The following is a 25,189-nucleotide window of genomic DNA, read 5'->3' on the forward strand; positions in this document are numbered from 1 at the left end:
GATGGTGAATGGACCGGCCCTCATGCCCGAGCAGGATCTTTTACAGGCCGCATGGATCGTCACGCTTCCCGACCACGAGGCGACGGAGCGCTTCGCCCGCATTCTGGCCGAGGAGCTCAAGCCCGGCGATCTCGTCACCCTCTCGGGTGGTCTCGGGGCTGGCAAGACGACGCTCGCCCGCGCTCTCGTGCGCCTTCTCGCGGGCGATCCGGAGCTCGAGGTGCCGAGCCCCACCTTCACCCTGATGCAGGTCTATGACGGCCCGCGCAGCCCCATTGTCCACGCGGATTTCTACCGCCTGTCCGGCGGCTACGAGCTGGTGGAGCTGGGCTGGGACGAGGTGACCGAGAATGCGATCTCGCTTGTCGAGTGGCCGGAGCGGGCCGAAGATGCATTGAAGCCCGAGCATCTCGACATCCGCCTTGATTTCGCCCCCGGCGGTCAGGGCGAGGGCCGGCTCGTCATGCTCACCGGCACCGGCGCCTTCGCGTCCAGGCTGCAGCGCATGAAGGCCTACCGCAACCTCGTGGAGCGCTGCGGCTGGGGCGATGCCAGCCGCCAGCCCATGACGGCCGATGCCTCGGTAATCCGCTCCTACGAGCGCCTCGTGAAGCCCGACGGCTCGACCGCGCTGCTGATGATCTCGCCGCCGCGCCCGGTCGGGCCCGCCGTGCGGCGCGGCAAGCCCTACACCACCATCGCGAAGCTCGCCGAGACGGTGAATGCCTTCGTGGCCATGGACAAGGGCCTGCGGGCGCTGGGCTTCAGCGCTCCTTACATCTACGGCGAGGATCTGGAGGCGGGTCTCCTCCTCATCGAGGATCTCGGCGCCGAGCCCGTGACCGACGAGAACGGGCCGATTCCGGATCGCTACGCGGAAGCCACCCGGCTTCTGGCGCAGCTCCATGGCCAGACCCTGCCGCAGGTGCTGCCGGTGGCCGAGGGCATCGATCATCCGATCCCGGCCTACGATCTCGAAGCGCTTCTCATCGAGGTGGAGCTGCTGCTCGACTGGTATGTGCCGCATATCATCGGCACGCAGCTCTCGGGCTCGGTGCGGGCGGAATTCGTCAATCTCTGGACCGAAACCCTGGGCGAGGTCCTCTCCGCGCCGGTGACGTGGACCCTGCGCGACTACCACTCGCCCAATCTCATTTGGCTACCGAAGCGCGAAGGCCTGCAGCGGGTCGGGATGATCGACTTCCAGGACGCGGTGCTGGGCTCGCCGGCCTACGACGTCGCCTCGCTGCTGCAGGATGCGCGCGTGACCGTGCCGCCGGAGCTCGAGCTCAAGCTCATCGGCCTCTATGCCCGCGACCGGAAGGCCGCCGACCCAAGCTTCGACGTCTCTGCCTTCGCCCGTGCCTACGCCATCATGGCAGGCCAGCGCGCCACCAAGATCCTCGGCATCTTCGCCCGCCTCGACCGGCGGGACGGCAAGCCGCACTACCTCAAGCACCTGCCGCGGATCGAATCCTACCTCATTCGCAACCTCGCCCATCCGGCTCTGGGGAAGCTCAAAGGCTGGTACGAGACCCACCTGCCGCGGCTCATCCCGCCCGTGGATGAACCCCCTCCTGAATCCTGAGTCAGCCCCTTGTCCCAGACCTCGCCGCGCGCACCCCGTAAAGCCATCGTCCTCGCTGCAGGTCTGGGCAAGCGCATGCTGCCGATCACGGCCACCATGCCGAAACCGCTGGTGAAGGTGGCGGGCCGCAGCCTGATCGACTTCGCCCTCGACAAGCTGCACGAGGCGGGCGTGGAGACGGTGGTAGTGAACGTCCACCATTTCGCCGACATGCTCGAAGCACACCTGAGCACCCGCGAAACACCACGCATCGTCGTCTCCGACGAGCGCAGCGAGCTTCTGGAAACCGGCGGCGGCGTGAAAAAGGCCCTGCCGCTGTTAGGCGATGAACCCTTCATCACCTTCAATTCCGACTCGCTCTGGATCGAAGGCAATGAGCCGAATCTGCTACGCTTGGTGCAGGCCTGGGACCCGGACAGGATGGACATCCTGATGCTCGTGGCACCGTTATCCACAAGCATCGGATTCGAAGGCCGCGGCGATTTTCACCAGGATTCCGACGGCCGTCTGCGCCGCCGCGGCACCGACGACAGCGCCCCTTTTGCCTATGCGGGCGTGGCCATCGTGAAGCCGGAACTCGTCCACGGCACGCCCGACGGAGCCTTCTCGGCCAACGCCTTCTACGATCGCGCCATCGCGAAGGAGCGCCTCTACGGCTTGTGCCTGGAGGGGCAGTGGCTGCATGTTGGAGAGCCGCAGGCCATTGCCGAGGCTGAGCAGTGCCTTGCCGCCAGCAAGCAGTGAGAGTGTGAGGTGCCGAGCGATCCGCGCGTCTTTTCGATCCCTCCAGGGTGCGCCTTCCTGCCGACCCTGGTGGACGCGCTGTTCGACGGTCGTCTTGTCGGCCCCTTAACCGACGATCCAGCGGCTCTTGCCGACATCACGATCTATGTTCCCAACCGCCGCGCCACCCGGGCGCTGATCGCGCTGCTGGCCGAACGGGGCGACGGCCGGGCGCAGCTCCTGCCGCGCATCGTGCCGCTCGGCGAAACCGACGAAGCCGAATTTGAGCTGACAGGACTTGAGGGCACGCCGCTGCACGAGGCCGCGAGCCTGAAACCGCCGATCCCGCCCCTGGAGCGCCGCCTCATCCTTACGCGCCTCGTGCAGCGCTGGTCGGCGGAAGTGGACCGGGCGCTCTTGCAGATCGGCCCCGAGGTGCCCTTCATGGTGCCGGCCTCTCCGGCCGATGCGGTGAACCTCGCGGGCGATCTCGAGACCCTGATGGATGCCTTCACCACGGAAGGCATCGACTGGCACGCGCTCGAACTCGCGGTGGATGCCGACTACTCGAAATATTTCGAGATCACCCGCCACTTTGTGCAGATCGCGAGCGAATACTGGCCCAAAATCCTGGCCGACCGGCAGGCGAGCGACCCGGCCCAGCGGCGCAATGCGCTGCTGGACGCGGAAGCCAAGCGCCTCACCCGCGAGCGTCCGGAGCATCCGATTATCGTCGCGGGCTCGACTGGCTCGGTGCCGGCGACCGCGAACCTGATGGGCGTGATCGCGCGTCTGCCCAAGGGCGCCATCGTGCTGCCCGGCCTCGACACGGATCTCGACGAGGAGAGCTGGTCCACCATCGGCGGACACGGCGATGACGAGAGCGATCCGGTGCACAGCCATCCGCAGGCCTCGCTCCGCCGTCTGCTCGACAAGCACCTGCGCATTCCACGCTCCACCGTCACCGTTCTCGGCGACGCGCCAGAGGCCGCGAGAGCCCGCAATCATCTGCTCTCGGAGGCGCTCCGCCCAGCCGACACCACGGATCGTTGGGCATTGATCTCATCGGAGGACCGTGTCGCCTTGAGCCGCAGCGGCTGCCAGGGCCTCGCCATCATCGAGGCGGCGGACGAGCGCGAGGAGGCGCTGTCCATCGCCATCGCCTTGCGCGAGACCATTGCTCATCCGGGAAAAACCGCAGCCCTCGTCACGCCCGATCGCGCTCTTGCCGCGCGCGTGACGGCGGAACTCGCCCGCTGGGGCCTGAGCGTGGAGGATTCCGCCGGCATTCCCCTCTCCGACACCCCAGCCGGTCGCCTCGCGCGGCTCGCGGCGGAAGCGGCCGCTGATGATTTGCGGCCCGTGCGGCTGCTCGCCCTGCTGGCGCATCCGATGGTGCGTCTGGGTCTGTCGCGTGAAACCGTCGAGCATGCAGCCAGCGTGCTCGAAATCGGCGTGCTGCGCGGGCCTGCACCCGCGCTCGGCGTTGAGGGCATTCGCGCGGCGCTCGCTAGCCGCCGCGCCGAGAGTGACCGTCGCGCCCCGCGTCCGGTAAAGCGTCTGACGGAGGCCGATTGGGACCTCGCCGACGAGCTGCTGCAGCGCCTCGGTTTCGCCTTCGAAACCTTCACGCCTGCCGCTCACGGCGAGGGCAAGCTCGATCTTATGGCCTTGGTGGAGCATCATCGCCGGGCTGTCGAGCTGCTCTGGACCGGTCCTGACGATGCGCAGGAAGAGCCCGATGCGGATGCTTCCAGGGAAGCGCTCGCGGCGCTCTTCGACGACTTGGAGCATTCCGACATCCGCGCGGAGGAAGGCCATCCGCTCGCAGGGCGCTTTGTCGATTATCCCACCTTCTTCAATGCGCTCGCCAAGCAGCGTTCTTTAAGCCCGTCGCCGCGCTCCACCCATCGCCGCCTGAAGATTCTCGGCCTCCTCGAAGCGCGCCTCCTCTCCGTCGACCGTGTGGTGCTCGGCGGATTGGACGAAGGCACCTGGCCTCCGCGCACGGTGACGGACGCGTTCCTCAACCGGCCGATGCGCTCGCGCGTCGGCCTGATGCCGCCGGAGCGCCGCATCGGCCAGACCGCGCATGACTTCGTGCAGGCGCTCGGCACGCACGACGTGGTGATCACCCGCGCCCACAAGCGCGATGGCTCGCCCATGGTGCCCTCGCGCTTCCTGCAGCGCCTCAAGGCCTTCACCGGCAAGGACACGTGGGAGCAGATGACGAAGGCGGGCGAAATATATCGCCGCTTGGCCCGTACTCTCGACACGCCCGAGCCCGCGCCGCCCCTGCCGCGCCCGCGGCCGAAGCCCGATCCCGCGCTCTTCCCGCGTTCCTTGAGCGTCACGGAAATCGAGACGCTGGTGCGCGATCCCTACTCGATCTTCGCGCGCCACATCCTCAAGCTCGATGCGCTCGACGCGATTGCGGTAACACCGAGTGCGGCGGATCGCGGCACGATCATTCACGATGTGCTCGGAACCTTCGCGCAGCAATACCCGAAGGCCGTGCCGGCACATGCGCAGGAAATCCTGCTCGCGCTCGGCGCCGACGCTTTCGCGGAGATTGCCGAGGCCTATCCCGAACTCTATGCCGAATGGTGGCCGCGCTTCACGCGGTTGGCCACCGAATTCGTCGTGTGGGAGCAGGCGCGCCGTCCCACGCTTGTCGACGTCTATGCGGAGCGCTCAGGCTCCCTGTCGATCCCGCTGCCGGACGGCTCGATCTTCAATCTGCGCGCCCGCGCCGATCGCATCGAGCACCGCCGCGACGGCGGGTTCGCCATCATCGATTTCAAGACGGGCCAACCGCCCGGCGTCAAGGAAGTCTATGCCGGCTTTTCGCCGCAGCTGACGCTGGAAGCCATGATGCTGATGAAGGGCGCCTTCAAGGGACTGCCCAAGGCGAAGGACACGCCGGACCTCATCTACGTGCATACGACCGGCGGGCGCGAGCCGATCAAGCCGCGCGAGATCGGACCGTCGGGCAAGGAAACCCGTCCTGTCGCGGAGATCGTGGAAGAGCATCGCCGCCGCTTCGAAGGGATGATCGTGCGCTACGCCAAGGGCGAGGCTGCCTATCTCTCGCGGCCCTTTCCGAAATATGCCCGGCGCTTCTCGGAATACGATCATCTGGCGCGGGTGAAGGAATGGTCGCTTGCCAGCGCCGGCGGCGGTGAGGGCTTCGAATGAGCACCGATCTCGTCATCCCGCAATATACCAAGGACGCGCAGCGCCGCGCCGCCAACCCGCGCGCCTCCGCCTGGGTTTCGGCCAACGCGGGCGCGGGCAAGACCAAGGTGCTGACCGATCGTGTGGTGCGCCTGCTGCTGGCCGGTTCGCTGCCGGGCCGCATCCTGTGCCTCACCTTCACCAAGGCGGCCGCCGCCAACATGGCAATCCGCGTCTTCGAGCGATTGGGCCGTTGGGTGACGCTGGACGATGAAAGCCTGGTCCAGGAATTGACCGAGCTTGAGGGCGAAAAGCCCACCCGCAAACAGATGAAGCTCGCGCGCACGCTCTTCGCCCGCGCGGTGGAAACACCGGGCGGTCTCAAGATCGACACGATCCACGCCTTCTGCGAGCGCCTCCTGCATCTCGTGCCCTTCGAGGCCAACGTGCCGGCGCGCTTTGCCGTGCTCGACGAGAGCCAGACGGACGAGATGCTGGCGCAGGCCACCGCCAACGTGATGGCCGATGCGGCGAGCGGCAACTACCCGGAACTCGCCGAGGCGCTCGACGTCATCAGCGTCGATGCGGTGGGCGATGCGCTTTCCTCCGCGATCAATGCGGCGTTGAAATGCAAGCCGTTCCTGCACGATCCAACAGGACCCGCGCGACTGCGCAAGGAACTCGGGCTGCAGCCTGACGAGACGCTTGAGATCATCGAGCGCACCATGCTGGAAGGCGGCCTCAAGCCGGAGAGCTGGCCTGCCATCGCCCAGGAACTGCTCGGCGGAAAGGCAACGGATCAGAAGCGGGCTGCCTCTCTTATTGCGGCAGCAGAAGCGTCTGAGCTTTCCGAGAAACTTGAAAACTATCTCTCTGTTTTTCTCACGGATGGTGGCACCCCGCGCAAAGGATCGGCCTTCCTCACCAAGGATGTGAGCGAGAGCCTGAAGGACGAGCTGCTGCGCGAGCAGGAGCGCGTATGCTCGCTCATCGACAAGCGCAAGGCAGCCCGCGCCGCCGAGCGCACGGCGGCGCTGTTCACGTTGGCCGCCGAGATCCACGCCCGCGTCGAACAGGCCAAGATGCGGCTCGGCGCCCTCGATTTTCAGGACCTCATCGACAAGACGCTGGCGTTGCTTTCGCGCGGCGACACGGCCTGGGTGCTCTACAAGCTCGATCGCGGCATCGATCACGTGCTGATCGATGAGGCGCAGGATACGAACCCGGAGCAATGGGAGATCCTGCGCCGGATCACGGAGGATTTCACCGCAGGCGCCGGTGCGGCGGGCGGGCGCGTGCGCACGTTGTTTGCGGTGGGCGATCCCAAGCAATCGATCTACGGCTTTCAAGGAGCGGCGCCGCAGGAATTCGAAACCACCCGCCGCAGCTGGTCGCAGAAGGTCCGCGAAGCCGAACTTGCCTTCGAGGACGTGTCGCTCACCATGTCGTTCCGCTCAGGCAAAGCCGTGCTCTCGGCGGTGGACGCGACGTTTGCGGTCGACCGGCACTTCAAGGGCTTGTCCTTCGAGGACAAGGCGGTCGGCACCGTGCACGAGAGCGCGCGCCCCCATGCGCCCGGCCTCGTGGAATTGTGGCCCGTCGAGACGCCGGCCGAGGAGGAAGAGCCCGAGGCCTGGGTGCTGCCCGTCGACGAGCCCGAGCAGCAATCGCCGCCTGTCGTGGTCGCGCGGCGCATCGCGCAGGCCGTGAAATGCTGGACCACCAAGGGCGACGAGACGGGTCGTGTCTGGAAGGCTGGCGACATTCTCGTGCTGGTGCGCAAGCGCGGCGCGGCCTTCGAGGCGGTGATCCGCGCGCTGAAAGAAGCGGGTGTGCCGGTGGCGGGCGCCGACCGTCTCAATATCGGCGAGCACATTGCCGTGCTCGATCTCGTAGCCGCGGGCCGCGCGGCGCTCTTGCCGGATGACGACCTCACCCTCGCAACCGCATTGAAATCGCCCCTCGTGGGACTGAACGACGACGATCTCATCCGCATCGCGGCCAGCCGCTCGGAAGAGGAATCGCTGCACGCGGCGCTGGCGCGTCATGCGGAAGCCGGCGACGCCAAGGCGAAGCGGGGATGCGAGGCGCTGAACGCGTGGCGTGAGCTCGCGAAAGTTCATGGTCCCTTCGGCTTCTTCGCCACCCTGCTTGGGCCCGGCGGCGGGCGCTCCCTGCTCGTAGCGCGTCTCGGCAGCGAAGCGGGCGATGCCATCGACGCTTTCCTGTGCTTCGCGCATCAGTTCGAGATGACGGAAACGCCGTCACTCACCTATTTCCTGAGCCGGTTCGAATCCGCCGATCACACCATCAAGCGCGACCTCGATTCCGTGAACGACGAAGTGCGCGTGATGACCGTGCACGGTGCCAAGGGCCTGGAAGCGTCCGTCGTGGTGCTCATCGACGGCTGCGAGGTGCTCGGCCGCGATCCGCCGCTGCTGCAGTTGCAAAGCATAGGGGCTGAGAAGATCCCCGTCTGGGCGCCGGGCAAGACATCCGATTCCAGCGTGATGGCGCAGGCCCGCGAGATCCTGCACGCGAAGGGCCACGAGGAGCATAACCGGCTGCTCTATGTAGCCATGACCCGTGCCAAGGACCGGCTGGTGATCGCGCCGTACCGGACGAATGGCAACGAAACCAAGCAGGAAGCCTGGTGCGAGATGATCCGCCAGGGTCTGGTCGCCAAAGCCGGCGGACTGGAGCTCGACGAAGCCCCTTATGGCCCGATCTCCGTCTGGCGCGACGGCTCGCCCCTCGCCCGCACCCTTGTGGCCGAGTCGGATGTTACGCCGCTCGATCCCATCGCCGTGCCGGACTGGCTGACCACGGCCGTGGCATCCGAGCCCGAGCCCCTGCCGCCGATCCGCCCCTCCAGCGCGCTCGGCGCCGCCGACCGCATGACCCGGCCGGGCGACGGCCCCTACGCCCCCGAGGCACGCCTGCGCGGCACCCTGGTCCATGCCCTGCTGGAGCGCCTGCCGGCCCTGCCGCCGGAGCACCGGGAGAGCATGGCCCGATCTTACGTGAAGGCCCGCGCCCCGCGGCTCGCAGGCGACCTGCGGGAATCGATCCTGGTCAACGCCCTCGACGTTCTCGACCATCCGGACCTCAAGCCCCTGTTCGGTCAGGGCTCGCGGGCCGAGGCGCCCATCGCCGGGCGCGTGCTCACAGTTGAGGGCGAGCTCATGGTCTCAGGCCAGATCGACCGCTTGGCCGTGCTCGACACAGAGGTGCTGGTCGCCGATTTCAAAACCACGGCGCGCCCGCCCCGTCCCGACCAGCCGCCCCCGCAATCTTACGTAGCCCAGCTCGCCCTCTACCGGAGGCTCTTGGCCGAGATCTATCCGGGCCGGCGGATCCGCACCTTCCTGATCTGGACCTCAGGGCCGGTGATCCACGAGCTCCTGGAACCAGAGCTGGAATCGGCACTTACCCTCATCAAAGCAGCGTGAGGGCCGGCGCCCTTGCTTGATTCCCTCAAGCGCGGTTCTTACCTTGGCCCTATAGCCGAGCGGCTCATCATTGAGTCGCGTTCAACGTCAAAGGTGATGGTATGGCGACCGTTAAGGTGACCGATTCGAGCTTCCAGCAGGATGTCCTGCAATCCTCCGAGCCCGTCGTGGTCGATTTCTGGGCCGAGTGGTGCGGTCCCTGCCGCATGATCGGCCCCGCTCTCGAAGAGATTTCCGACGAGATGGCCGGCAAGGTGAAGATCGCCAAGCTCAACGTGGACGAGAACCCGCAGATCTCTTCGCAGCTCGGCATCCGGTCGATCCCGGCGCTGATGATGTTCAAGGACGGGAAGGTCGTCGCCCAGAAGGTCGGCGCCGCTCCCAAGGGCGAACTCTCCCGCTGGATCCAGGCTTCGGCTTGATCAAGTTGCGATTTTGAGTTGATGAGAGGGGGCCGAAAGGCCCCTTTTCTTTTATCTACCGTCATCCCGGACGCAGCGTCAGCGGAGATCCGGGATCGTGCGCAGGACATGGCGCCGGAACCACGACGCTGTCAGCCTCGGAATGACAGTGCTGGACTGGTTGAAGCGATCCCGGATCGGCTCCGCCGTCCGGGATGACGTGGTTTGAAGGCTATTCCGGCAGCGTCCCGTTCGCCGCCAGCACCTCGCCGGCGAGATACAGCGAGCCGCAGATCAGCACGCGAGGCGGGCGGTCCCAGACGTAGTTGTGGAGCGACGCGAGGGCGGATTCGACGCTTGCAGCAATCGAGGTGGTGAGCCCCACGCTGCCAGCGATGGATGCGACTTCCTCAGCCGGGCGGGCGGCGATCTGGCCGGCAATCGGCACGGCGATCACCTCCCGGGCGAGCCCCGAGAAGTTCTTGAAGAAGGCTTGAGAATCCTTCGTGCCGAGCATGCCGGCGATCAGCACGAGGGGCGCGTCCGAGCGCTCGCTCTGGTCGGCCATGGCGGCGGCGAGCACCCGGCCGCCGTCGGGGTTGTGGCCGCCGTCGAGCCAGATCTCGCAGCCGGACGGCGCGATCTCCGGCAGGCGGCCCCGGTTGAGGCGCTGCAGGCGGCCCGGCCATTCGGCGCGGGTGAGGCCCGCCTCGAACGCGGAGGTCTCGAAGCCCTCGAAACCGGCGGCGCGAAGCGCTGCAATCGCCGTACCGGCATTGATGAACTGATGGCGCCCGATGAGCTTCGGGCGCGGCAGGTCCAGAAGGCCCTTCTCGTCCTGGTAGACGAGGCGCCCGCCCTCCTCGTGCACGGAGAAATCCTGCTGACCGACAAGAATGGGCGTGGCGCCGATGCGCTCGGCCGCGTCGCGCAGGGTCTGGTCGGCCTCCAGATAATCTTGCGGGGCAATGACCGCCGGGCAGCCGCGCTTGAAGATGCCGGCCTTCTCGCCGGCAATCGCCGTCAGCGTCGTGCCGAGATATTCCGCGTGGTCGTGGCCGATGGACGTGACCACGGCCGCAGCCGGCCGGTCGATCACGTTGGTGGCGTCGAAGCGGCCGCCGAGGCCCACTTCCAGCAGCAGCACGTCGGCGGGTTCCTCGGAGAAGACCAGCAGGGCCGCGGCGGTGGTGATCTCGAACACAGTGATGGGCGCGCCGGCATTCACCGCCTCGCAGCGGCGGAAGGCCTCGACGAGCCTATCCTCGGTCACATACTGGCCGCCACCGAACTTGCCGAGGCGAATGCGCTCGTGGAAGCGCACTAGATGGGGCGAGGTATAGACGTGGACGGCAAGCCCCGCGCTCTCCAGGATCGCCCGCATGAACGCGATGGTCGAGCCCTTACCGTTGGTGCCCGCCACATGAATGACCGGCGGCAGTCGGCGCTCCGGATGGCCGAGCTGGGCGAGCAGCCGCTGGATGCGCTCAAGCGAGAGGTCGATGGTTTTCGGGTGCAGGGCAAGGAAGCGCGCGATCAGCGCATCGGAGGAATTCATTGCCCTGGTCTCGCTTACTCGGCAGCCGCAGCCGTGATCTCAGGCGCAGCCGGAACGGGAGCCGCAGCAACGCTCGCAGCCGGCGCCTTGGTGAAGAGACGCGACAGGCGCGCAACCGTCGCCTTCAGCTCGTGGCGATGCACGACCGCATCGACCATGCCGTGCTCCTTCAGGTATTCGGCGCGCTGGAAGCCGTCGGGCAGCTTCTCGCGGATGGTCTGCTCGATCACGCGCGGGCCGGCAAAGCCGATGAGCGCGCCCGGCTCGGCCAGATGCACGTCGCCGAGCATCGCATAGGACGCCGTCACGCCGCCCGTGGTCGGGTTGGTGAGCACGACGATGTAGGGCAGCTTCGCATCGCGCAGGCGGCGGATCGCCACCGTGGTGCGGGGCATCTGCATGAGCGAGAGAATGCCCTCCTGCATGCGCGCGCCGCCCGATCCTGCGAAGAGCACGTAAGGGGTCTTCTTCTCGAGGGCCGTCTCGGCGCCCTTGATGAAGGCCTCGCCGGCCGCCATGCCAAGCGAGCCGCCCATGAAGCCGAAATCCTGCACCGCGATGGTCATGGGCAGGTCCTCGACCCGGCCGAAGCCCACCTTGAACGCATCCTGCTGGCCAGTCTTGGCCTTAGCATCCTTCAGGCGGTCGATGTAGCGCTTCTCGTCACGGAATTTCAGGGGATCGACGGCCACTTCGGGCAGCGCAACATCGAGCCAAGTGGCGCCGTCGAACATGAGCTGCAGGCGCTGGGTGGCGGAGATGCGCATGTGGTGGTTGGAGCCGGGGATCACCCACTGGTTCGCCTCCACGTCCTTGTGGAACACCACCTGGCCCGTCTCCGGGCACTTGATCCAGAGATTGTCCGGCGTCTCGCGCTTGTTGAAGAGCGTCTTGATCTTCGGACGGACGACTTCGGAAATCCAGTTCATCGCTTCAATCCTCTCGTCATGGCCGGGAGTCAGCCGGCCATTTACGCGGACCACGCCGGAGGCGTGGATGCCTGCACAGCGGCAGGACGTGCTCTGTATGTATTAGGCCGCCGCGCGTTTTGCCACCGAGCGCACGCCTTCGCTCAATTCCTTCACCAGCTTCGTCACCGCCTCGACGGAGCCTGCCGTTGCGCGATCCTCGGCATCGAGGGTGCCTTTCAGGGCGTCGATCAGGGCCGAGCCCACCACGACGCCGTCGGCGCCCTGGGCCACCGCGGCCGCATGCGCCCCGCTCTTGACGCCGAAGCCCACCACCACCGGCAGGGGCGTGTGGCGCTTGATCCGCTCCACGGCCGTGGCGACCTTGCCGAAATCCGGCGTGGCCGCACCCGTGATGCCGGTGATCGACACGTAATAGACGAAACCCGCCGTATTGCTGAGAACCGCCGGCAGGCGCTTGTCGTCGGTGGTCGGGGTGGCGAGGCGGATGAACGCGAGGCCAGCCTTGAGGGCCGGCAGACAGAGCTCGTCGTCCTCCTCCGGCGGCAGGTCGACGACGATGAGGCCATCGACGCCGGCTTGCTTAGCATCCACCAGGAAGCGGTCGACGCCGTAGACGTAGATTGGGTTGAAATAGCCCATGAGGATCACGGGCGTGTCCTGGTCCTCTGCCCGGAAGCGGCGGATGAGGTCGAGGGTCTTGACCGTATCCTGGCCGACTTTGAGCGCCCTTAAGCCCGCCGCCTGGATCGCCGGGCCGTCGGCCATGGGATCGGTAAACGGCAGCCCGAACTCGACAATATCGGCTCCGGCCTTCGGCAGGCTCTTCAGGATCTCAAGCGAGGTCTCGGGATCCGGGTCGCCGGCCATCACATAGGTGACGAGAGCGGCGCGGCCTTCCGCACGGCATTGTTCAAAACGGGCTTCGATGCGTTTGGTCATGGGCGGGGTCTTTAGCACGGGATTCAAGAGATGTGGACAGGGATCTCGCATATCCGTGGGGCCGCACGTGATAGTGTTTTTCGCTGCAGAACGGTTAGGCTTGGCCCTCTTCGCGATGCGAGACCTCCTGGAGCCAGGCCCTTGGCAAGAACCACCCAGATGACAAGGATGCGAGCGCCTTATCTCAGGCGAGTATGGTTCGATGAGGGCCGTGTGCCCGATAAGGATACCTATCCCTTTTGCCTACCGATCTTCAGCCGTGATGAGTTCTCAATGGAGTTCGATCGTCCAATCACCATCGTGGTGGGCGAGAACGGTGTCGGAAAATCGACCATCCTGGAGGGGATTGCGGCTCTGGCCGGATATGACGAGGCAGGGGGCGGGAAGGGATACAGGCCCGTCGATCACTCCGGCGCCGTGGAAGCGATGGGCAGGGACCTGAGCAAAGCCCTGCGCGCAAGCTGGCTCCCGAGAGTCACGCAAGGCTGGTTCTTCAGGGCCGAGAGCTTCTTTTCCGTGTCCCGCTACCTCGATCAGGCCGCGGTGGATGGAGGAGCGGCTCCGCCGGATTTCCTTTCCCATTCCCACGGGGAGGGCTTCCTGCGCTTCTTCGAGGAGCGATGCCAGAAACAGGGCCTCTACATCTTCGATGAGCCCGAATCGGCCCTATCGCCGTCGCGGCAGGTGGAGTTTCTCAAGCTGCTGCGCCGCATGGAGGCGTCCGGCTTCTGCCAGGTCATCATGGCAACGCATTCGCCCATCCTGATGGCTTATCCGGGTGCGCGACTGCTGGGCCTCACGAAACACGGGCTGGAACCGACCACTCTCCAGCAGACGCAGCATTTCCGGCTCCTGCGCGAGTTCTGCCTCGATCCGGAACTCTTCATGGCGATGATGATGGATGAATGAAAAAGGGGCTCATCAAAGCCCCTTTTTCCATGATTGCCGGTTCAAACGATCCGGTTGCCCAGGTGCTCGGCGATCTGGAACAGGTCCTTGTCGCCGCGGCCTGAGATGTTGACCACCATCAGGTGATCCTTTGGCTTCTGCGGCGCGAGCTCGACGACCTTGGCGAGCGCATGGGCGGGCTCGAGCGCCGGCAGGATGCCCTCCAACCGCGAGCAGAGCTGGAACGCGTCGAGCGCCTCGTCGTCGGTGGCGGAGATGTACTGCACCCGGCCCATCTCGTGCAGCCAGGCATGCTCCGGGCCGATGCCCGGATAGTCGAGGCCGGCCGAGATGGAGTGGGCGTCGGCGATCTGCCCATCCTGGTTCATGAGCAGGTAGGTGCGGTTGCCGTGGAGCACGCCAGGCCGTCCGCCGGAGAGCGAGGCCGCGTGGAGGTTCGACAGGCCGTGGCCGGCTGCCTCGACGCCGTAGATCTCCACGTCCTTGTCGTCGAGGAACGGGTGGAACAGCCCGATGGCGTTGGAGCCGCCGCCGATGCAGGCAACCAGCGAGTCCGGCAGGCGGCCTTCCGCCTGCATCATCTGCTCGCGGGTCTCGGTGCCGATCACGCACTGGAAATCGCGCACCATGGCCGGGTACGGGTGCGGGCCCGCCACCGTGCCGATGCAGTAGAAGGTGTCGGCCACGTTGGTGACCCAGTCGCGTAGGGCCTCGTTCATGGCGTCCTTCAGGGTGCGGGTGCCGGACTGCACGGGCACCACCTTGGCGCCGAGCATGTTCATGCGGAACACGTTGGGCTTCTGCCGCTCCACGTCGACCGCGCCCATATAGACGATGCATTCGAGTCCGAAGCGCGCGCAGAGCGTCGCCGTCGCGACACCATGCTGGCCCGCGCCGGTTTCGGCGATGATGCGCTTCTTGCCCATGCGGCGGGCGAGAAGGATCTGGCCCAGCACGTTGTTCACCTTGTGCGCGCCAGTATGGTTCAGCTCTTCGCGCTTGAAGTAGATTTTTGCCCCACCGAGATGCTCGGTCATGCGCTCGGCGAAATAGAGCGGGCTCGGGCGGCCGATGTAATGGGTCGAGTAGGACGCCATGTCGGCATGGAAGGACGGGTCGTTCCGCGCCTCCTCATAGGCCTTTTCCAGCTCGAGGATGTTCGGCATCAGGGTTTCGGCGACGAAGCGTCCGCCGAACTGGCCGAAATGTCCGCGCTCGTCGGGGCCGGTGCGGTAGGAATTGGGTTGAGCTTGAGCTGACACGGCCTGTCCTGCCTTCAGGATTGAAAGACACGCCCAGACGAGGACGCGCCACTGATATTAGTGATGGGCAGCAGCGAATGCTGTCCGGGCGGCCCTGATGAAGGCCTCGATCCTGGCCGGATCCTTGAGACCCGGTCCGCTCTCCACCCCGGACGACACGTCGACGGCTCGTGGCTTCGTGAGCCGGATCGCCTCCGCCACATTGTCGGGGTTGAGGCCTCCTGACAGCATGAAGGAAACCTTGCGGTCAAGCCCGTTCAGGAGCCCCCAGTCGAAGGAGACGCCATTACCGCCGGGCAGAGCCTCGGCGGTGCGGGGCGGCTTGGCATCGAGCAGGATGTGGTCGGCGCCGGCATAAGGGCTGAGAGCCTGGAGATCGGACGGCTCCGCGACGCCAAGGGCTTTCATGACCGGCCGTTTCACCATCGAGCGAATCTCGGCCACCCGCTGAGGCGTCTCGCTGCCATGCAGCTGGATCAGATCGGGATTGATGGCCTCGACCGCCTGGGCAATGTCCTCGTCGCCCGGGTTGACCAGAAGCACGACGCGCTGCGCCCGGCCCTTGGCCTGCAGGGCCAGACGGTGGCCGAGGTTGAGGCTGACATGGCGGGGGCTCTTCGGGTACCGCACGAAGCCGACCATGTCCGCACCTGCGCTCAGGGCGGCATCGAGGGTCTCGGGCGTGGAGAGCCCGCAGATTTTCACCAGCTTATCCATAGGAGGTAGTTTACAACGATTTCGCCAGCGAGCGCCACACCACCATCGCCGCAGCCAGATCCTCCAGAGCAGTGCCCACGGATTTGAACGCGGTGATCACGGCGGGTCCGCGATGGGGGGCGCTGCGGCACAGGTCCGTGAGGGTGCCGCGGATGTGATCCTCGGTGATGGCGCCCCGGTGTAGGGCCACGGCCACGTCGCCGCCCTCGGACTTCGCCGCCGGGGTGTCGATGTAGACCTGCGCCCGGCGCAGCGCCTCATCGTCCGCCTCGCGCATCTTGAGATTGAAGGCGCCTACGAGGTCGAGATGCGCCCCCTCCTTGAGCCAGGCGCCCTTGACCACGGGTGCGGTGGAGAGCGTGGCGCAGGAGACGAGGTCGGCTCCGCGTACGGCCGCCTCCAGATCGGTGACGGCGGTGACGGGCAGGCCCTCGGCGCGAAGCTCGGCCGCCAGGCTTTCAGCCTTCTCCGGCCGATGGTTCCAGAGCGCTACCTCGCGGATCGGCCGCTGGCTCATATGGGCGCGAATGAGGAAGGGCGCCAGGGCGCCTGCCCCGACCATCACCATGCGGCTTGCATCCTCTTGGGCAAGGTATCGGGCCGCAAGCGCCGAGGCCGCTGCGGTGCGCCAGACGGTGAGGCGCGCGCCGTCAAGGACGGAGACCGGCTCGCCCGTGCTGCCGTCCATCAGCAGGTAGGAGCCCATCACGCTGGGCAGGCTCCTGGCGCCGTTCTCGGGAAAGACCGTGACGACCTTCACGCCGAGGAAGCCGTCCTGCATCGCGGGTCCGGTCCAGGACGGCATGAGCAGGAGCGTGCCATGGGCGCCCGGACGCTCGACCTCGTGATGGTGCCGGACCGGTGTGACCATGCTGCCGCGAAACGCCTCGGCCAGGGCATCGATCAGGACAGGAAAGGTGAGAGCCCGATCGATCTCGGCCGAGGTGATGACGCGCATGGGATTGTCTTAGATGCTTCGGGCCGGGGCAGGAACGGTGGCCGGCAGGTTCGTGTTCGAGGGCGTCTGCGCCTTCAGTCGCTCGGTCTCGTAGCGCAGCTGCCTGGTCTCGCGCCGGAGCTTCCGGCGGGTCTTGCGGTTCTTGCCCTGCGCGAGCCAGCTCGCGGTGCCGCCGATCAGGACGCCCAGCATCACCGCCGCGAAGATGACGGCAAACAGGGGCAGCTGGAACGCGAATTCCGGCGCTTCCTGCGAGAACGGATCGAGGGACAAGGTCACCGGTGCCCGGTTCGCCACGGCGAGCAGGACGATCAGGATGGCGACCGGCAGGAGAATGAGCGCCTTCAGAAAGCGAATCACGAACACCTCGCGAGAATTATTGGGCAGCAGCCGCCTTCATCATCTTCGGAGCCGGAGCATTGAGACGCTGACGCATTTCCTTGCCCGTCTTGAAGACCGGGACGACCTTTTCGGAGATGGAAACGGATTCGCCCGTGCGCGGGTTGCGGCCCGTGCGGGCATCCCGCTTTTTCACCGAAAAGGCCCCGAAGCCGCGCAGCTCGACCCGGTCGCCCCGGGCCAGCGCATCCGCGATGGTGTCGAGGATCGCGTTCACGATCTTCTCCACGTCACGCTGGTAAAGATGCGGGTTCTGCTCAGCGATCTTGAGCACGAGTTCGGATTTTATCATGGATGAGCTATATCTTTGACGTTGCTTTATTTTTCCAAAGGTTGCCAGACAGCCAGGAGCCCGTCAAGCCGCGCGATCTCCGCCTGCGCGGACGTCCGGCGCAATGCCTCGGCCACCCGCTCGAAGCCGAAGATGTCGGCCATCGTGGCGCTCATGGCGAAAATCGAGATGTCCCGATCCGACCGCGGTTCCCAATCGCGAATCGGCAGGTCCTTGGCCACGCCCTTCTCCTGTTCCAGCCAGGCCACCGCGTCGCGCTCGCTGCCGATTTTGTCGATGAGCTTGAGGGGCACGGCCTGGCGGCCGCTGAATACCTGGCCGGTGGACGCGGTGGAGAGCTCGCCCTCGTTCAGGCGGCGGCGCTCGCGCACCAGGTTCTTGAACCAGTCATAGGTGTCGTTGACCACCGCCTGCATGGCGGCCCGCGCCTCCGGCGAGGTGGGCGTGAAGGGGTTCGGCTCGGCTTTCAGCGGCGCGGACTTCACCGCCTCCACCTTCACGCCGATCTGGCCCATGAGGCCGGTGAGGTCGGGATACTGGAAGAGCACGCCGATGGAGCCGACGATCGCGGTCTCGCGCGCCACGATGTAGTCGGTGGCCAGGGCCGTGATGTAGCCGCCGGAGGCCGCCGTGCCGTCCACGAAGGTGACGACCGGCTTCTTCTCGGCGAGACGGCGGATGTTGCGGAAGAGCTCTTCCGATCCCGTCGTGGTGCCGCCGGGGCTGTTGATGGAGATCACCACGCCGGAGACGGTGCTCGATTCGCCCACTCGCCGCATCAGATCCGCCAGACGCTGGTTGCCGGTGATGACCCCGTCGATGGAGATGCGGGCGATCTGGTTCTGAATGGCCCCATAACCGGCCCGGTCGGCGGCGGCATAGCCGATGGCCGCGACGGCGGCGATCAGCCCGGAGAAACCCGCCACCCGCCAGAAGGAGAGCTTGCGGCGCAGGCGGCGGCGGTCGGCAATGGCTTCGGCATCGATGGACATCGTCTGGTCTCTCGAAATCGGATCGTGCTGGGTTCGCACCGGGTGCGAGGGGGAGCACCCTATTGCGAAGCCAGATAGGGCGGCAAGACAGGGGGCCAACAAAAAACCCGCACGATCGCTCGCGCGGGTCTGCTCAAAGAAAATCCCCGGGCTTTCGGCCCGGGGATCCCATCCAAGCTCTTGTCGAGCCTGATTACTTCTTGCCGGCCTTGTTCAGGGCGGCGCCGAGGATGTCGCCGAGCGACGCACCCGAATCGGCCGAGCCGTACTGAGCCATGGCTTCCTTCTCCTCAGCGACCTCGAGGGCCTTAATGGAGACGGTCACGCGGCGGGCCTTGCGGTCGAACTGCGTGACGCGGGCATCGAGCTTCTCGCCGGCGGCGAAGCGCTCGGGGCGCTGGTCGGCACGGTCACGAGCGAGCTCGTTGCGCTTGATGAAGGTGGTGAGGTCGGTGTCGACGATCTTCACCTCCAGGCCGCCGTCCTTCACCTCGAGAACCTCGCAGGTGACGATCTGGCCCTTCTTCAGCTCGCCGGCCTCGGCGAAGGGATCGCCGGCCAGCTGCTTGATGCCGAGCGAGATGCGCTCCTTCTCGACGTCCACGTCGAGAACCTGAGCGCGCACGACGTCGCCCTTCTTGAAGTCGTCGATGACCTGCTCGCCCGGACGGTTCCAGTCGAGGTCCGAGAGGTGGACCATGCCGTCGACGTCGTTCTCGAGACCGATGAACAGACCGAACTCGGTCTTGTTCTTGACCTCGCCCTCGACCTCGGTGCCGACAGGGTGCTTCTCGGCGAAGGCCTCCCACGGGTTCTGGAGCGTCTGCTTCAGGCCCAGCGAGATGCGGCGCTTCACCTGATCGACCTCGAGGATCACGACCTCAACCTCCTGCGAGGTGGAGATGATCTTGCCCGGGTGGACGTTCTTCTTCGTCCAAGACATCTCGGAGACGTGGATCAGGCCTTCGATGCCGGGCTCGAGCTCAACGAATGCACCGTAATCGGTGATGTTCGTGACGCGGCCCTTCAGCTTTGCCTGGACCGGGTAGCGGGCGGCGATGCCCTCCCACGGATCGGCCAGAAGCTGCTTGATGCCCAGCGAGATGCGGTGCGTCTCGTGGTTGATCTTGATGATCTTCACCTTCACCGTCTGGCCGATGGTTACGACCTCGGACGGATGGTTGACGCGGCGCCATGCCATGTCGGTGACGTGCAGCAGGCCGTCGATGCCGCCGAGATCAACGAACGCACCGTACTCGGTGATGTTCTTGACCACGCCGTCGATGACCTGACCCTCTTCGAGGTTCGCCACGAGCTCGGAACGCTGCTCGGCGCGGCTCTCTTCGAGGACCGTGCGGCGCGACACGACGATGTTGCCGCGGCGGCGATCCATCTTGAGGATCTGGAACGGCTGAGCCACGCCCATGAGCGGGGTGACGTCGCGCACCGGGCGGATGTCGACCTGGGAGCGCGGCAGGAACGCCACTGCGCCGTCGAGGTCGACGGTGTAGCCGCCCTTCACCTGGTTGAAGATGGTGCCGTTGACGCGCTCCTGGGCCTCGAAGGCCTTCTCGAGCTTCACCCACGACTCTTCGCGGCGGGCCTTGTCACGGGAGATGACGGCCTCGCCCAGGGCATTCTCGATGCGCTCGACATAGACCTCGACCTCGTCGCCGACGACCACGGTCTGGTCGCGGTTCGGGCCGGCAAATTCTTTCAGGGCGACGCGACCTTCGGTCTTGGCGCCGATATCGATGACCGCGACGTCTTTCTCGATCGCGACCACCTTGCCCTTCACGACCGAGCCTTCGCTGATCTCGTTCGTGCGGAAGGATTCTTCGAGCAGGGCCGCGAAATCTTCACGGCTCGGCTGTTGCAAAGCTGCAGACATAGGTTCTCCTGAATGGCCCTCGTTCAAGGGGCAACGCCGGCGGCTCGTGTTAACGGGCCGTTCCCCTCCGCCGCTGCCTGAGACGCCCCTTCAGGGCCATGTCCCGGGCATGCCGCTCTGTCGAGCGGGCCGGCGCATCATCAGCGGATGGAAACGCTTTATCCGACAGGGTTTTTCCGGAACGCCGCGAGGGCGCGGAACACGCACCCTGACAATCGAAACCGTCACTGTCCTGTCGGATGGGGGTTGTCTTAACCCAATTGGCCCCGGATCACAAGGCTTTCAAGGCTCTCGCCTCCTTGGCCCGCCTCAGGCCGGCGCCTGCCCGCGCCGCGCCTGGGCGACGGCCCAATCCAGCGCCTGTTCGAGCCGGTCGTTGCCCCAGAACATCTCCCCGTCCTCGGCAAAGAACGTGGGCGCGCCGAAGAGGCCGCGCGACTGCACCTCCTCGTTCATCCGGCGCAGGCGCATCTTGTTCGTCTCGGCCCCCGCCTCTGTTAGGACAGATTCCGCATCGAGGCCCAGGGCGGTCAGGATATCCGTGACGGTCTGCGGGCTGGCGATGTCGCGCCCTTGCGCGAACTGCGCGGTATAGACGGCCCGGGTGAAGGCGGGCGTCCAGCCCCGGTCGGAGCCGAGCAGGGCCACCCGCGCGGCTATGAGCCCGTTCTGCGGGAAGGCTTCGGGCCGGTAGAAGGGGAGCCCGAGGCGCGCCGCCTCCCGCTCCATGTCGCGCCACATGTAACGCCCCTTGGCCGGGTAGAGGCTGAAAGGCGTGGTCTCCCACCCCTGCGCCTTGAAGATCGGCCCCAGCAGAAACGGCCGCCAGACGAGCTCGACCCCGGCCGCTTCCGCCGCCGCCTCGATGCGCATGGCCGTGAGATAGGAATAGGTCGAGGCGAACTCGTACCAGAATTCGAGAACCGGCTGACGGTGCATGGGCGTCCTTTGCAACCAAAAACCCGGAGGAACCAGGCCAACTCCCAAAGTTGGCCTTCCGCTCCACCAGAGACCTAGTCCATTCCGCTGGGTTACGGCAGGCTTCGGCCTTCCGGGCAGGATTGCAGGGCAAGCATGCCGGTTCGCGAATTGCCCGTTGCGCGACAAGGCCTTCCCCGCTAAGCCGCTGCCAGTCTTTCTCTCTGGAACCTTTGCCATGGCCGACAAGCGCGTGAACAAGGTCGTGCTCGCCTATTCGGGCGGCCTCGACACCTCCATCATCCTCAAGTGGCTGCAGACCACCTATGGCTGCGAGGTGGTGACGTTCACCGCCGATCTCGGCCAGGGCGAGGAGCTGGAGCCCGCCCGCAAGAAGGCCGAGCTTCTGGGCATCAAGCCCGAAAACATCTTCATCGAGGACCTGCGCGACGAGTTCGTGCGCGATTACGTGTTCCCGATGTTCCGCGCCAACGCCCAGTACGAGGGCCTCTACCTGCTCGGCACCTCCATCGCCCGGCCGCTCATCGCCAAGAAGCAGATCGAGATCGCCGAGAAGGTGGGGGCCGACGCGGTCTCCCACGGGGCCACCGGCAAGGGCAACGACCAGGTGCGTTTCGAGCTCGGCTACTATGCCCTCAAGCCCGACGTGACCGTGATCGCCCCCTGGCGCGAATGGGACCTGCGCTCCCGCGAGCAGCTCATCGCTTTTGCCGAGCAGCATCAGATCCCGATCGCCAAGGACAAGCGCGGCGAAGCGCCCTTCTCCGTCGACGCCAACCTCCTGCACGCCTCCTCCGAGGGCAAGGTGCTGGAGGATCCGGCCATGGAAGTGCCGGACTACGTCTATTCGCGCACCGACGGGCCTGAATCCGCACCCGACAAGCCGACGGTCATCCGCATCGAATTCCAGAAAGGCGATCCGGTCGCCATCGACGGCAAAAAGATGAGCCCGGCCGACCTGCTGGCGAAGCTCAACGAGCTGGGCCGGATCAACGGCATCGGCCGCCTCGATCTCGTGGAGAACCGTTTTGTGGGCATGAAGAGCCGCGGCATGTACGAGACCCCCGGCGGCACGATCCTGCATCTCGCCCATCGCGGCATCGAGTCGATCACCCTCGACCGCGGCGCGGCCCACCTGAAGGACGAGCTCATGCCGAAATACGCCGAGCTCATCTACAACGGCTTCTGGTTCTCGCCGGAGCGCGAGATGCTGCAGGCGATGATCGACAAGTCTCAAGAATTCGTCACCGGCGAGGTGACGCTCAAGCTCTACAAGGGCGGCGTCCACCTCATTGGCCGCCAGAGCCCCTACACCCTCTACGACCAGGACCTCGTCACCTTCGAGGAAGGCGCCGTCGCCTACGACCACCGCGACGCCGCCGGCTTCATCAAACTCAACGCGCTCCGGCTGCGCACGCTCGCCCAGCGGAAGAAGAAGCTGGGACTGTAAGAGAAAGCAGCGAATGCATCATGGCCGGGCTCGTCCCGGCCATTTTCATGTGCATTGCAATTTTCCCCTGGGGAGGCTCACCGGGGCCTTCCGCTTAGCGGTGCGTATGATGCTCCAGCATCCCGCCCTCATCGCTCAGTGGAATATCCATCACACACACCACCCCGGCAGGCTCGTAGGTCAGCCGGACGTTGCCGCCCACGTCGGTGGCCAGGCTCCGCTCAATCAGCCGCGTGCCGAAGCCCCGGCGGGTCGGGGGTGAAACCGGCGGACCATCCCGCTCCTGCCAGCGCAGCTCCAGGTGCGGAGCGTTGTGCGACGTGACCGTCCAGGTGATGAAGACGCATCCGGACGGGACGGAGAGCGCGCCGTATTTCGCGGCGTTCGTGGCCAGTTCGTGGATCGCCATGGCGATGGCCAGAGCGATCCTCGGGATGAGGCGAAGGCGCGGCCCTTCGATCTCGATGTGCTTCGTCTTCTGCCGGAGATAGGGCTCGACCACCTCGTTGATGATCTCGCGCAGCTCCGCTCCTTCCCAGTTCTCCCGGGTGAGAACGTCGTGCGCCCGCGCCAGGGCGAAGAGGCGGTCTTCGAAGGCCTGGACCTTGGGACGGTTCTCCTCGCTCATCTGCTTCAGGCTCTGCGACGCCATGGACTGAACGATGGTGAGCGTGTTCTTCACCCGGTGGTTCAGCTCGTTGATGAGAAGCTCGCGGTGCTCCTCGATCTGCTTGCGGTCGGTGATGTCGAGCACCGAGCCCACATGGCCCAGGTAAGTGCCGTCTTCGCCGAAGCGGGGTGCCGCGGCATCGATGGCCCAGCGATAGGTGCCGTCGGCCCGGCGCAGCCGGTATTCCACGCGGATCGGCTCTTGCTTGGCATAGCCGGTCCGGAACATCTCGCCCGACCAGCTCCTGTCGTCCGGGTGGACGGCATCGAGCCAGCCAAAGCCGAGGCCGGTTTCGGGCGTTTGGCCGGTGAACTCGTACCAGGAGCGGGACAGGTAGGTGCAGGTGCCGTCCGGCTCCGTCACCCAGACCATGACGGGAGCGTGATCGGCAAGATTGCGGAACCGCGCCTCGCTCTCGCGCAGGCTTTCCTCGGCCTGCACGCGCTCGGTGACGTCGTAGCCTTCCGCGAAGATGCCGGTGGTCCTCCCCTCTCGGTCGGTGATCGGCTGATAGATCACATCGACGAAACGTTCTTCGACCGGGCTCTCCGGTTTTCGCTGCAACCCGACTCGCACGCTTCGTCCGACGAACGGCTGACCTGTGGCATAAACGTTGTCGAGCAGCTCAAAGAAGCCCTGACCTTCGATCTCGGGCAAGGCCTCGCGCGCGGACTTCCCAATGATGTCGCGACGATGCCCCACGAGCTGAAGATAGGCATCGTTCGCCAGCTCGAAGACATGCTCCCGGCCGCGCAGCATCGCCATGAAGCCTGGAGCCTGCTGGAAGAGCTCGCGGAGCCGATCCTGCTCTTCCCTCAAGGCCGCGCGGGATTTGACCTCATGCGTGGTCTCCGTGCAGGCGCAGAACATGCCGGCGATCCCGCCCGTCTCATCGCGGACGGGTGAGTAGGAGAAGGTGTACCAGGTATCTTCCGGGTAGCCGTTGCGCTCCATCACGAGGTGCAGGTCCTCATGATAGGTCGCCTCTCCGGCCAGCGCTTTGGTCACCAGCGGCTCGATGTCATGCCAGATCTCGGACCAGACCTCGTGGAACGGCAGGCCAAGGGCATGCGGGTGCTTGGCACCGAAGATCGGCCGATAGCCGTCGTTGTACAAAAACGCGAGTTGCGGCCCCCAGGCGATGAACATGGGGAACTTCGACGTGAGCATCAGGCTCACCACGGCTCGGAGGCTCTGCGGCCAGTGTTCCGGCAGGCCGAGAGGCGAGGAGGACCAGTCATGGGCGCGCATGAGCGCACCCATTTCACCGCCTCCGGTGAGGAAATCCAGGCTGGGAACGAGCCTATCGTGCATGAAGCCTGCGCCTCCCGTCGGGAGGCTGGTGCGGGGGGCGCCCGATTTCACCGGCACTGCGACAGGTATCAGCTTCCCTCGAGGCTGCCGCGAGAGCTTCAGGCCCGGGCATGCAAGGAGCGTTCAAGGTTTTCCTGGTGACCATGCAGAGCTTCGGAGTGGCGAGGGATGTCCACCATCTAGGCTCTCGTCCCATGACTTCAATCGTTGTGTAGATCATATCGCAGCAAGCGATGGCCTTCTGTCGCGGAGGAAAGCGCAAGGGGCGCGCGTTCATCATCGTCATCCCGGACGGCGCAAGCCGATCCGGGATCGCGTGCAGAATGTAGCACTAAGCTCCCTCTCCCCGAGGGATTGGGCTGGGGTGAGGGGTTACAGGTCTCCCCGGAGAGGACGCTACTCCCTCACCTGTGCCTGAAGGCACAACCTCACCCATCGGGAGTTAAAGAGGAGCCATTCTCGTCCGACGATCCCGGATCTGCGCTGCGCTTCGTGGTTGACGCTGGTCGGCAGGGCGCGTGTTCTCACTTTGTTCTTGACTGTTGCGTTAAGCTCGGCTATATCGTTGTGTAGACCTGCCTCTGTTGAGGGGCGCGCTCGCGAGGCGTCGCAGTGTGGAGGCAGGC

The 25,189-nt window shown here is 65.8% G+C and carries 19 protein-coding genes; 7 read left to right on the forward strand and 12 right to left on the reverse strand.

Annotated elements, in window-relative coordinates; translation table 11 throughout:
- The first annotated feature begins 1 nt into the window (after position 1).
- The 5 genes from tsaE to trxA all read left to right on the forward strand — a co-directional run bounded on the left by tsaE (position 2) and on the right by trxA (position 9,362).
- Positions 2-1,588, forward strand: coding sequence for a tRNA (adenosine(37)-N6)-threonylcarbamoyltransferase complex ATPase subunit type 1 TsaE (tsaE, locus tag JQC81_RS20930; protein WP_203273696.1), 1,587 nt, complete (start codon positions 2-4; stop codon positions 1,586-1,588).
- Positions 1,589-1,597: 9 nt separating this feature from the next.
- Positions 1,598-2,332, forward strand: a complete 735-nt coding sequence (locus tag JQC81_RS20935; RefSeq protein ID WP_203273697.1) for a nucleotidyltransferase family protein — start codon at positions 1,598-1,600, stop codon at positions 2,330-2,332.
- Positions 2,333-2,341: 9 nt separating this feature from the next.
- Entirely contained in the window at positions 2,342-5,509 is a 3,168-nt protein-coding gene (addB, locus tag JQC81_RS20940; RefSeq protein ID WP_203273698.1) for a double-strand break repair protein AddB, read from the forward strand.
- Positions 5,506-8,940 (forward strand): double-strand break repair helicase AddA, encoded by a 3,435-nt coding sequence (addA, locus tag JQC81_RS20945; RefSeq protein WP_203273699.1) that lies wholly within the window; start codon positions 5,506-5,508, stop codon positions 8,938-8,940. The genes addB and addA overlap by 4 nt, the downstream gene beginning before the upstream one ends.
- A gap of 101 nt (positions 8,941-9,041) precedes the next feature.
- Positions 9,042-9,362: a thioredoxin gene (trxA, locus tag JQC81_RS20950; protein WP_203273700.1), complete on the forward strand. Its 321-nt coding sequence runs from the start codon at positions 9,042-9,044 to the stop codon at positions 9,360-9,362.
- 211 nt (positions 9,363-9,573) lie between these two features.
- Here the strand turns inward: trxA and JQC81_RS20955 are convergent, their stop codons facing one another.
- The 3 genes from JQC81_RS20955 to trpA form a co-directional block, all read right to left on the reverse strand.
- Positions 9,574-10,899, reverse strand: a complete 1,326-nt coding sequence (locus tag JQC81_RS20955; RefSeq protein ID WP_203273701.1) for a bifunctional folylpolyglutamate synthase/dihydrofolate synthase — start codon at positions 10,897-10,899, stop codon at positions 9,574-9,576.
- Between the two features lie 14 nt (positions 10,900-10,913).
- Complete coding sequence (accD, locus tag JQC81_RS20960) at positions 10,914-11,828, reverse strand: acetyl-CoA carboxylase, carboxyltransferase subunit beta (protein WP_203273702.1); 915 nt, start codon at positions 11,826-11,828, stop codon at positions 10,914-10,916.
- Between the two features lie 102 nt (positions 11,829-11,930).
- Complete coding sequence (gene trpA / locus JQC81_RS20965) at positions 11,931-12,770, reverse strand: tryptophan synthase subunit alpha (RefSeq protein WP_203273703.1); 840 nt, start codon at positions 12,768-12,770, stop codon at positions 11,931-11,933.
- Positions 12,771-12,929: 159 nt separating this feature from the next.
- Between trpA and JQC81_RS20970 the strand changes: the two genes are divergently transcribed.
- Positions 12,930-13,679, forward strand: a complete 750-nt coding sequence (locus tag JQC81_RS20970) for an AAA family ATPase (protein WP_376772428.1) — start codon at positions 12,930-12,932, stop codon at positions 13,677-13,679.
- Positions 13,680-13,720: 41 nt separating this feature from the next.
- On the opposite strand, the gene trpB is transcribed toward JQC81_RS20970, so the two are convergent.
- The 8 genes from trpB to JQC81_RS21010 all read right to left on the reverse strand — a co-directional run bounded on the left by trpB (position 13,721) and on the right by JQC81_RS21010 (position 21,129).
- Positions 13,721-14,941, reverse strand: a complete 1,221-nt coding sequence (trpB, locus tag JQC81_RS20975; RefSeq protein WP_203273705.1) for a tryptophan synthase subunit beta — start codon at positions 14,939-14,941, stop codon at positions 13,721-13,723.
- A gap of 57 nt (positions 14,942-14,998) precedes the next feature.
- The gene (locus JQC81_RS20980) at positions 14,999-15,658 is read right to left on the reverse strand and encodes a phosphoribosylanthranilate isomerase (protein WP_203273706.1); all 660 of its coding nucleotides are present in this window, start codon (positions 15,656-15,658) and stop codon (positions 14,999-15,001) included.
- 10 nt (positions 15,659-15,668) lie between these two features.
- A complete protein-coding gene (lhpI, locus tag JQC81_RS20985) occupies positions 15,669-16,616 on the reverse strand; it encodes a bifunctional Delta(1)-pyrroline-2-carboxylate/Delta(1)-piperideine-2-carboxylate reductase (protein ID WP_203273707.1) in 948 nt (315 codons plus the stop codon).
- A gap of 9 nt (positions 16,617-16,625) precedes the next feature.
- A complete protein-coding gene (locus tag JQC81_RS20990; RefSeq protein ID WP_203273708.1) occupies positions 16,626-16,976 on the reverse strand; it encodes a LapA family protein in 351 nt (116 codons plus the stop codon).
- A gap of 16 nt (positions 16,977-16,992) precedes the next feature.
- Entirely contained in the window at positions 16,993-17,307 is a 315-nt protein-coding gene (ihfB, locus tag JQC81_RS20995) for an integration host factor subunit beta (RefSeq protein WP_199047782.1), read from the reverse strand.
- Positions 17,308-17,333: 26 nt separating this feature from the next.
- A complete protein-coding gene (gene sppA / locus JQC81_RS21000) occupies positions 17,334-18,299 on the reverse strand; it encodes a signal peptide peptidase SppA (RefSeq protein ID WP_203273709.1) in 966 nt (321 codons plus the stop codon).
- A gap of 193 nt (positions 18,300-18,492) precedes the next feature.
- Complete coding sequence (gene rpsA / locus JQC81_RS21005; protein WP_203273710.1) at positions 18,493-20,190, reverse strand: 30S ribosomal protein S1; 1,698 nt, start codon at positions 20,188-20,190, stop codon at positions 18,493-18,495.
- 309 nt (positions 20,191-20,499) lie between these two features.
- A complete protein-coding gene (locus tag JQC81_RS21010) occupies positions 20,500-21,129 on the reverse strand; it encodes a 2-hydroxychromene-2-carboxylate isomerase (protein ID WP_203273711.1) in 630 nt (209 codons plus the stop codon).
- Between the two features lie 217 nt (positions 21,130-21,346).
- Here JQC81_RS21010 and JQC81_RS21015 point away from each other — a divergent pair, with 217 nt between their 5' ends.
- Positions 21,347-22,579 (forward strand): argininosuccinate synthase, encoded by a 1,233-nt coding sequence (locus JQC81_RS21015; protein ID WP_203273712.1) that lies wholly within the window; start codon positions 21,347-21,349, stop codon positions 22,577-22,579.
- A 94-nt stretch (positions 22,580-22,673) separates the two neighbouring features.
- Here the strand turns inward: JQC81_RS21015 and JQC81_RS21020 are convergent, their stop codons facing one another.
- Positions 22,674-24,563 (reverse strand): PAS domain-containing HWE histidine kinase family protein, encoded by a 1,890-nt coding sequence (locus JQC81_RS21020; RefSeq protein ID WP_203273713.1) that lies wholly within the window; start codon positions 24,561-24,563, stop codon positions 22,674-22,676.
- Positions 24,564-25,189 lie beyond the last annotated feature (626 nt).

Source organism: Microvirga arabica (assembly GCF_016811235.1).
In the GTDB taxonomy this organism is placed as follows: Bacteria; Pseudomonadota; Alphaproteobacteria; order Rhizobiales; family Beijerinckiaceae; genus Microvirga; species Microvirga arabica.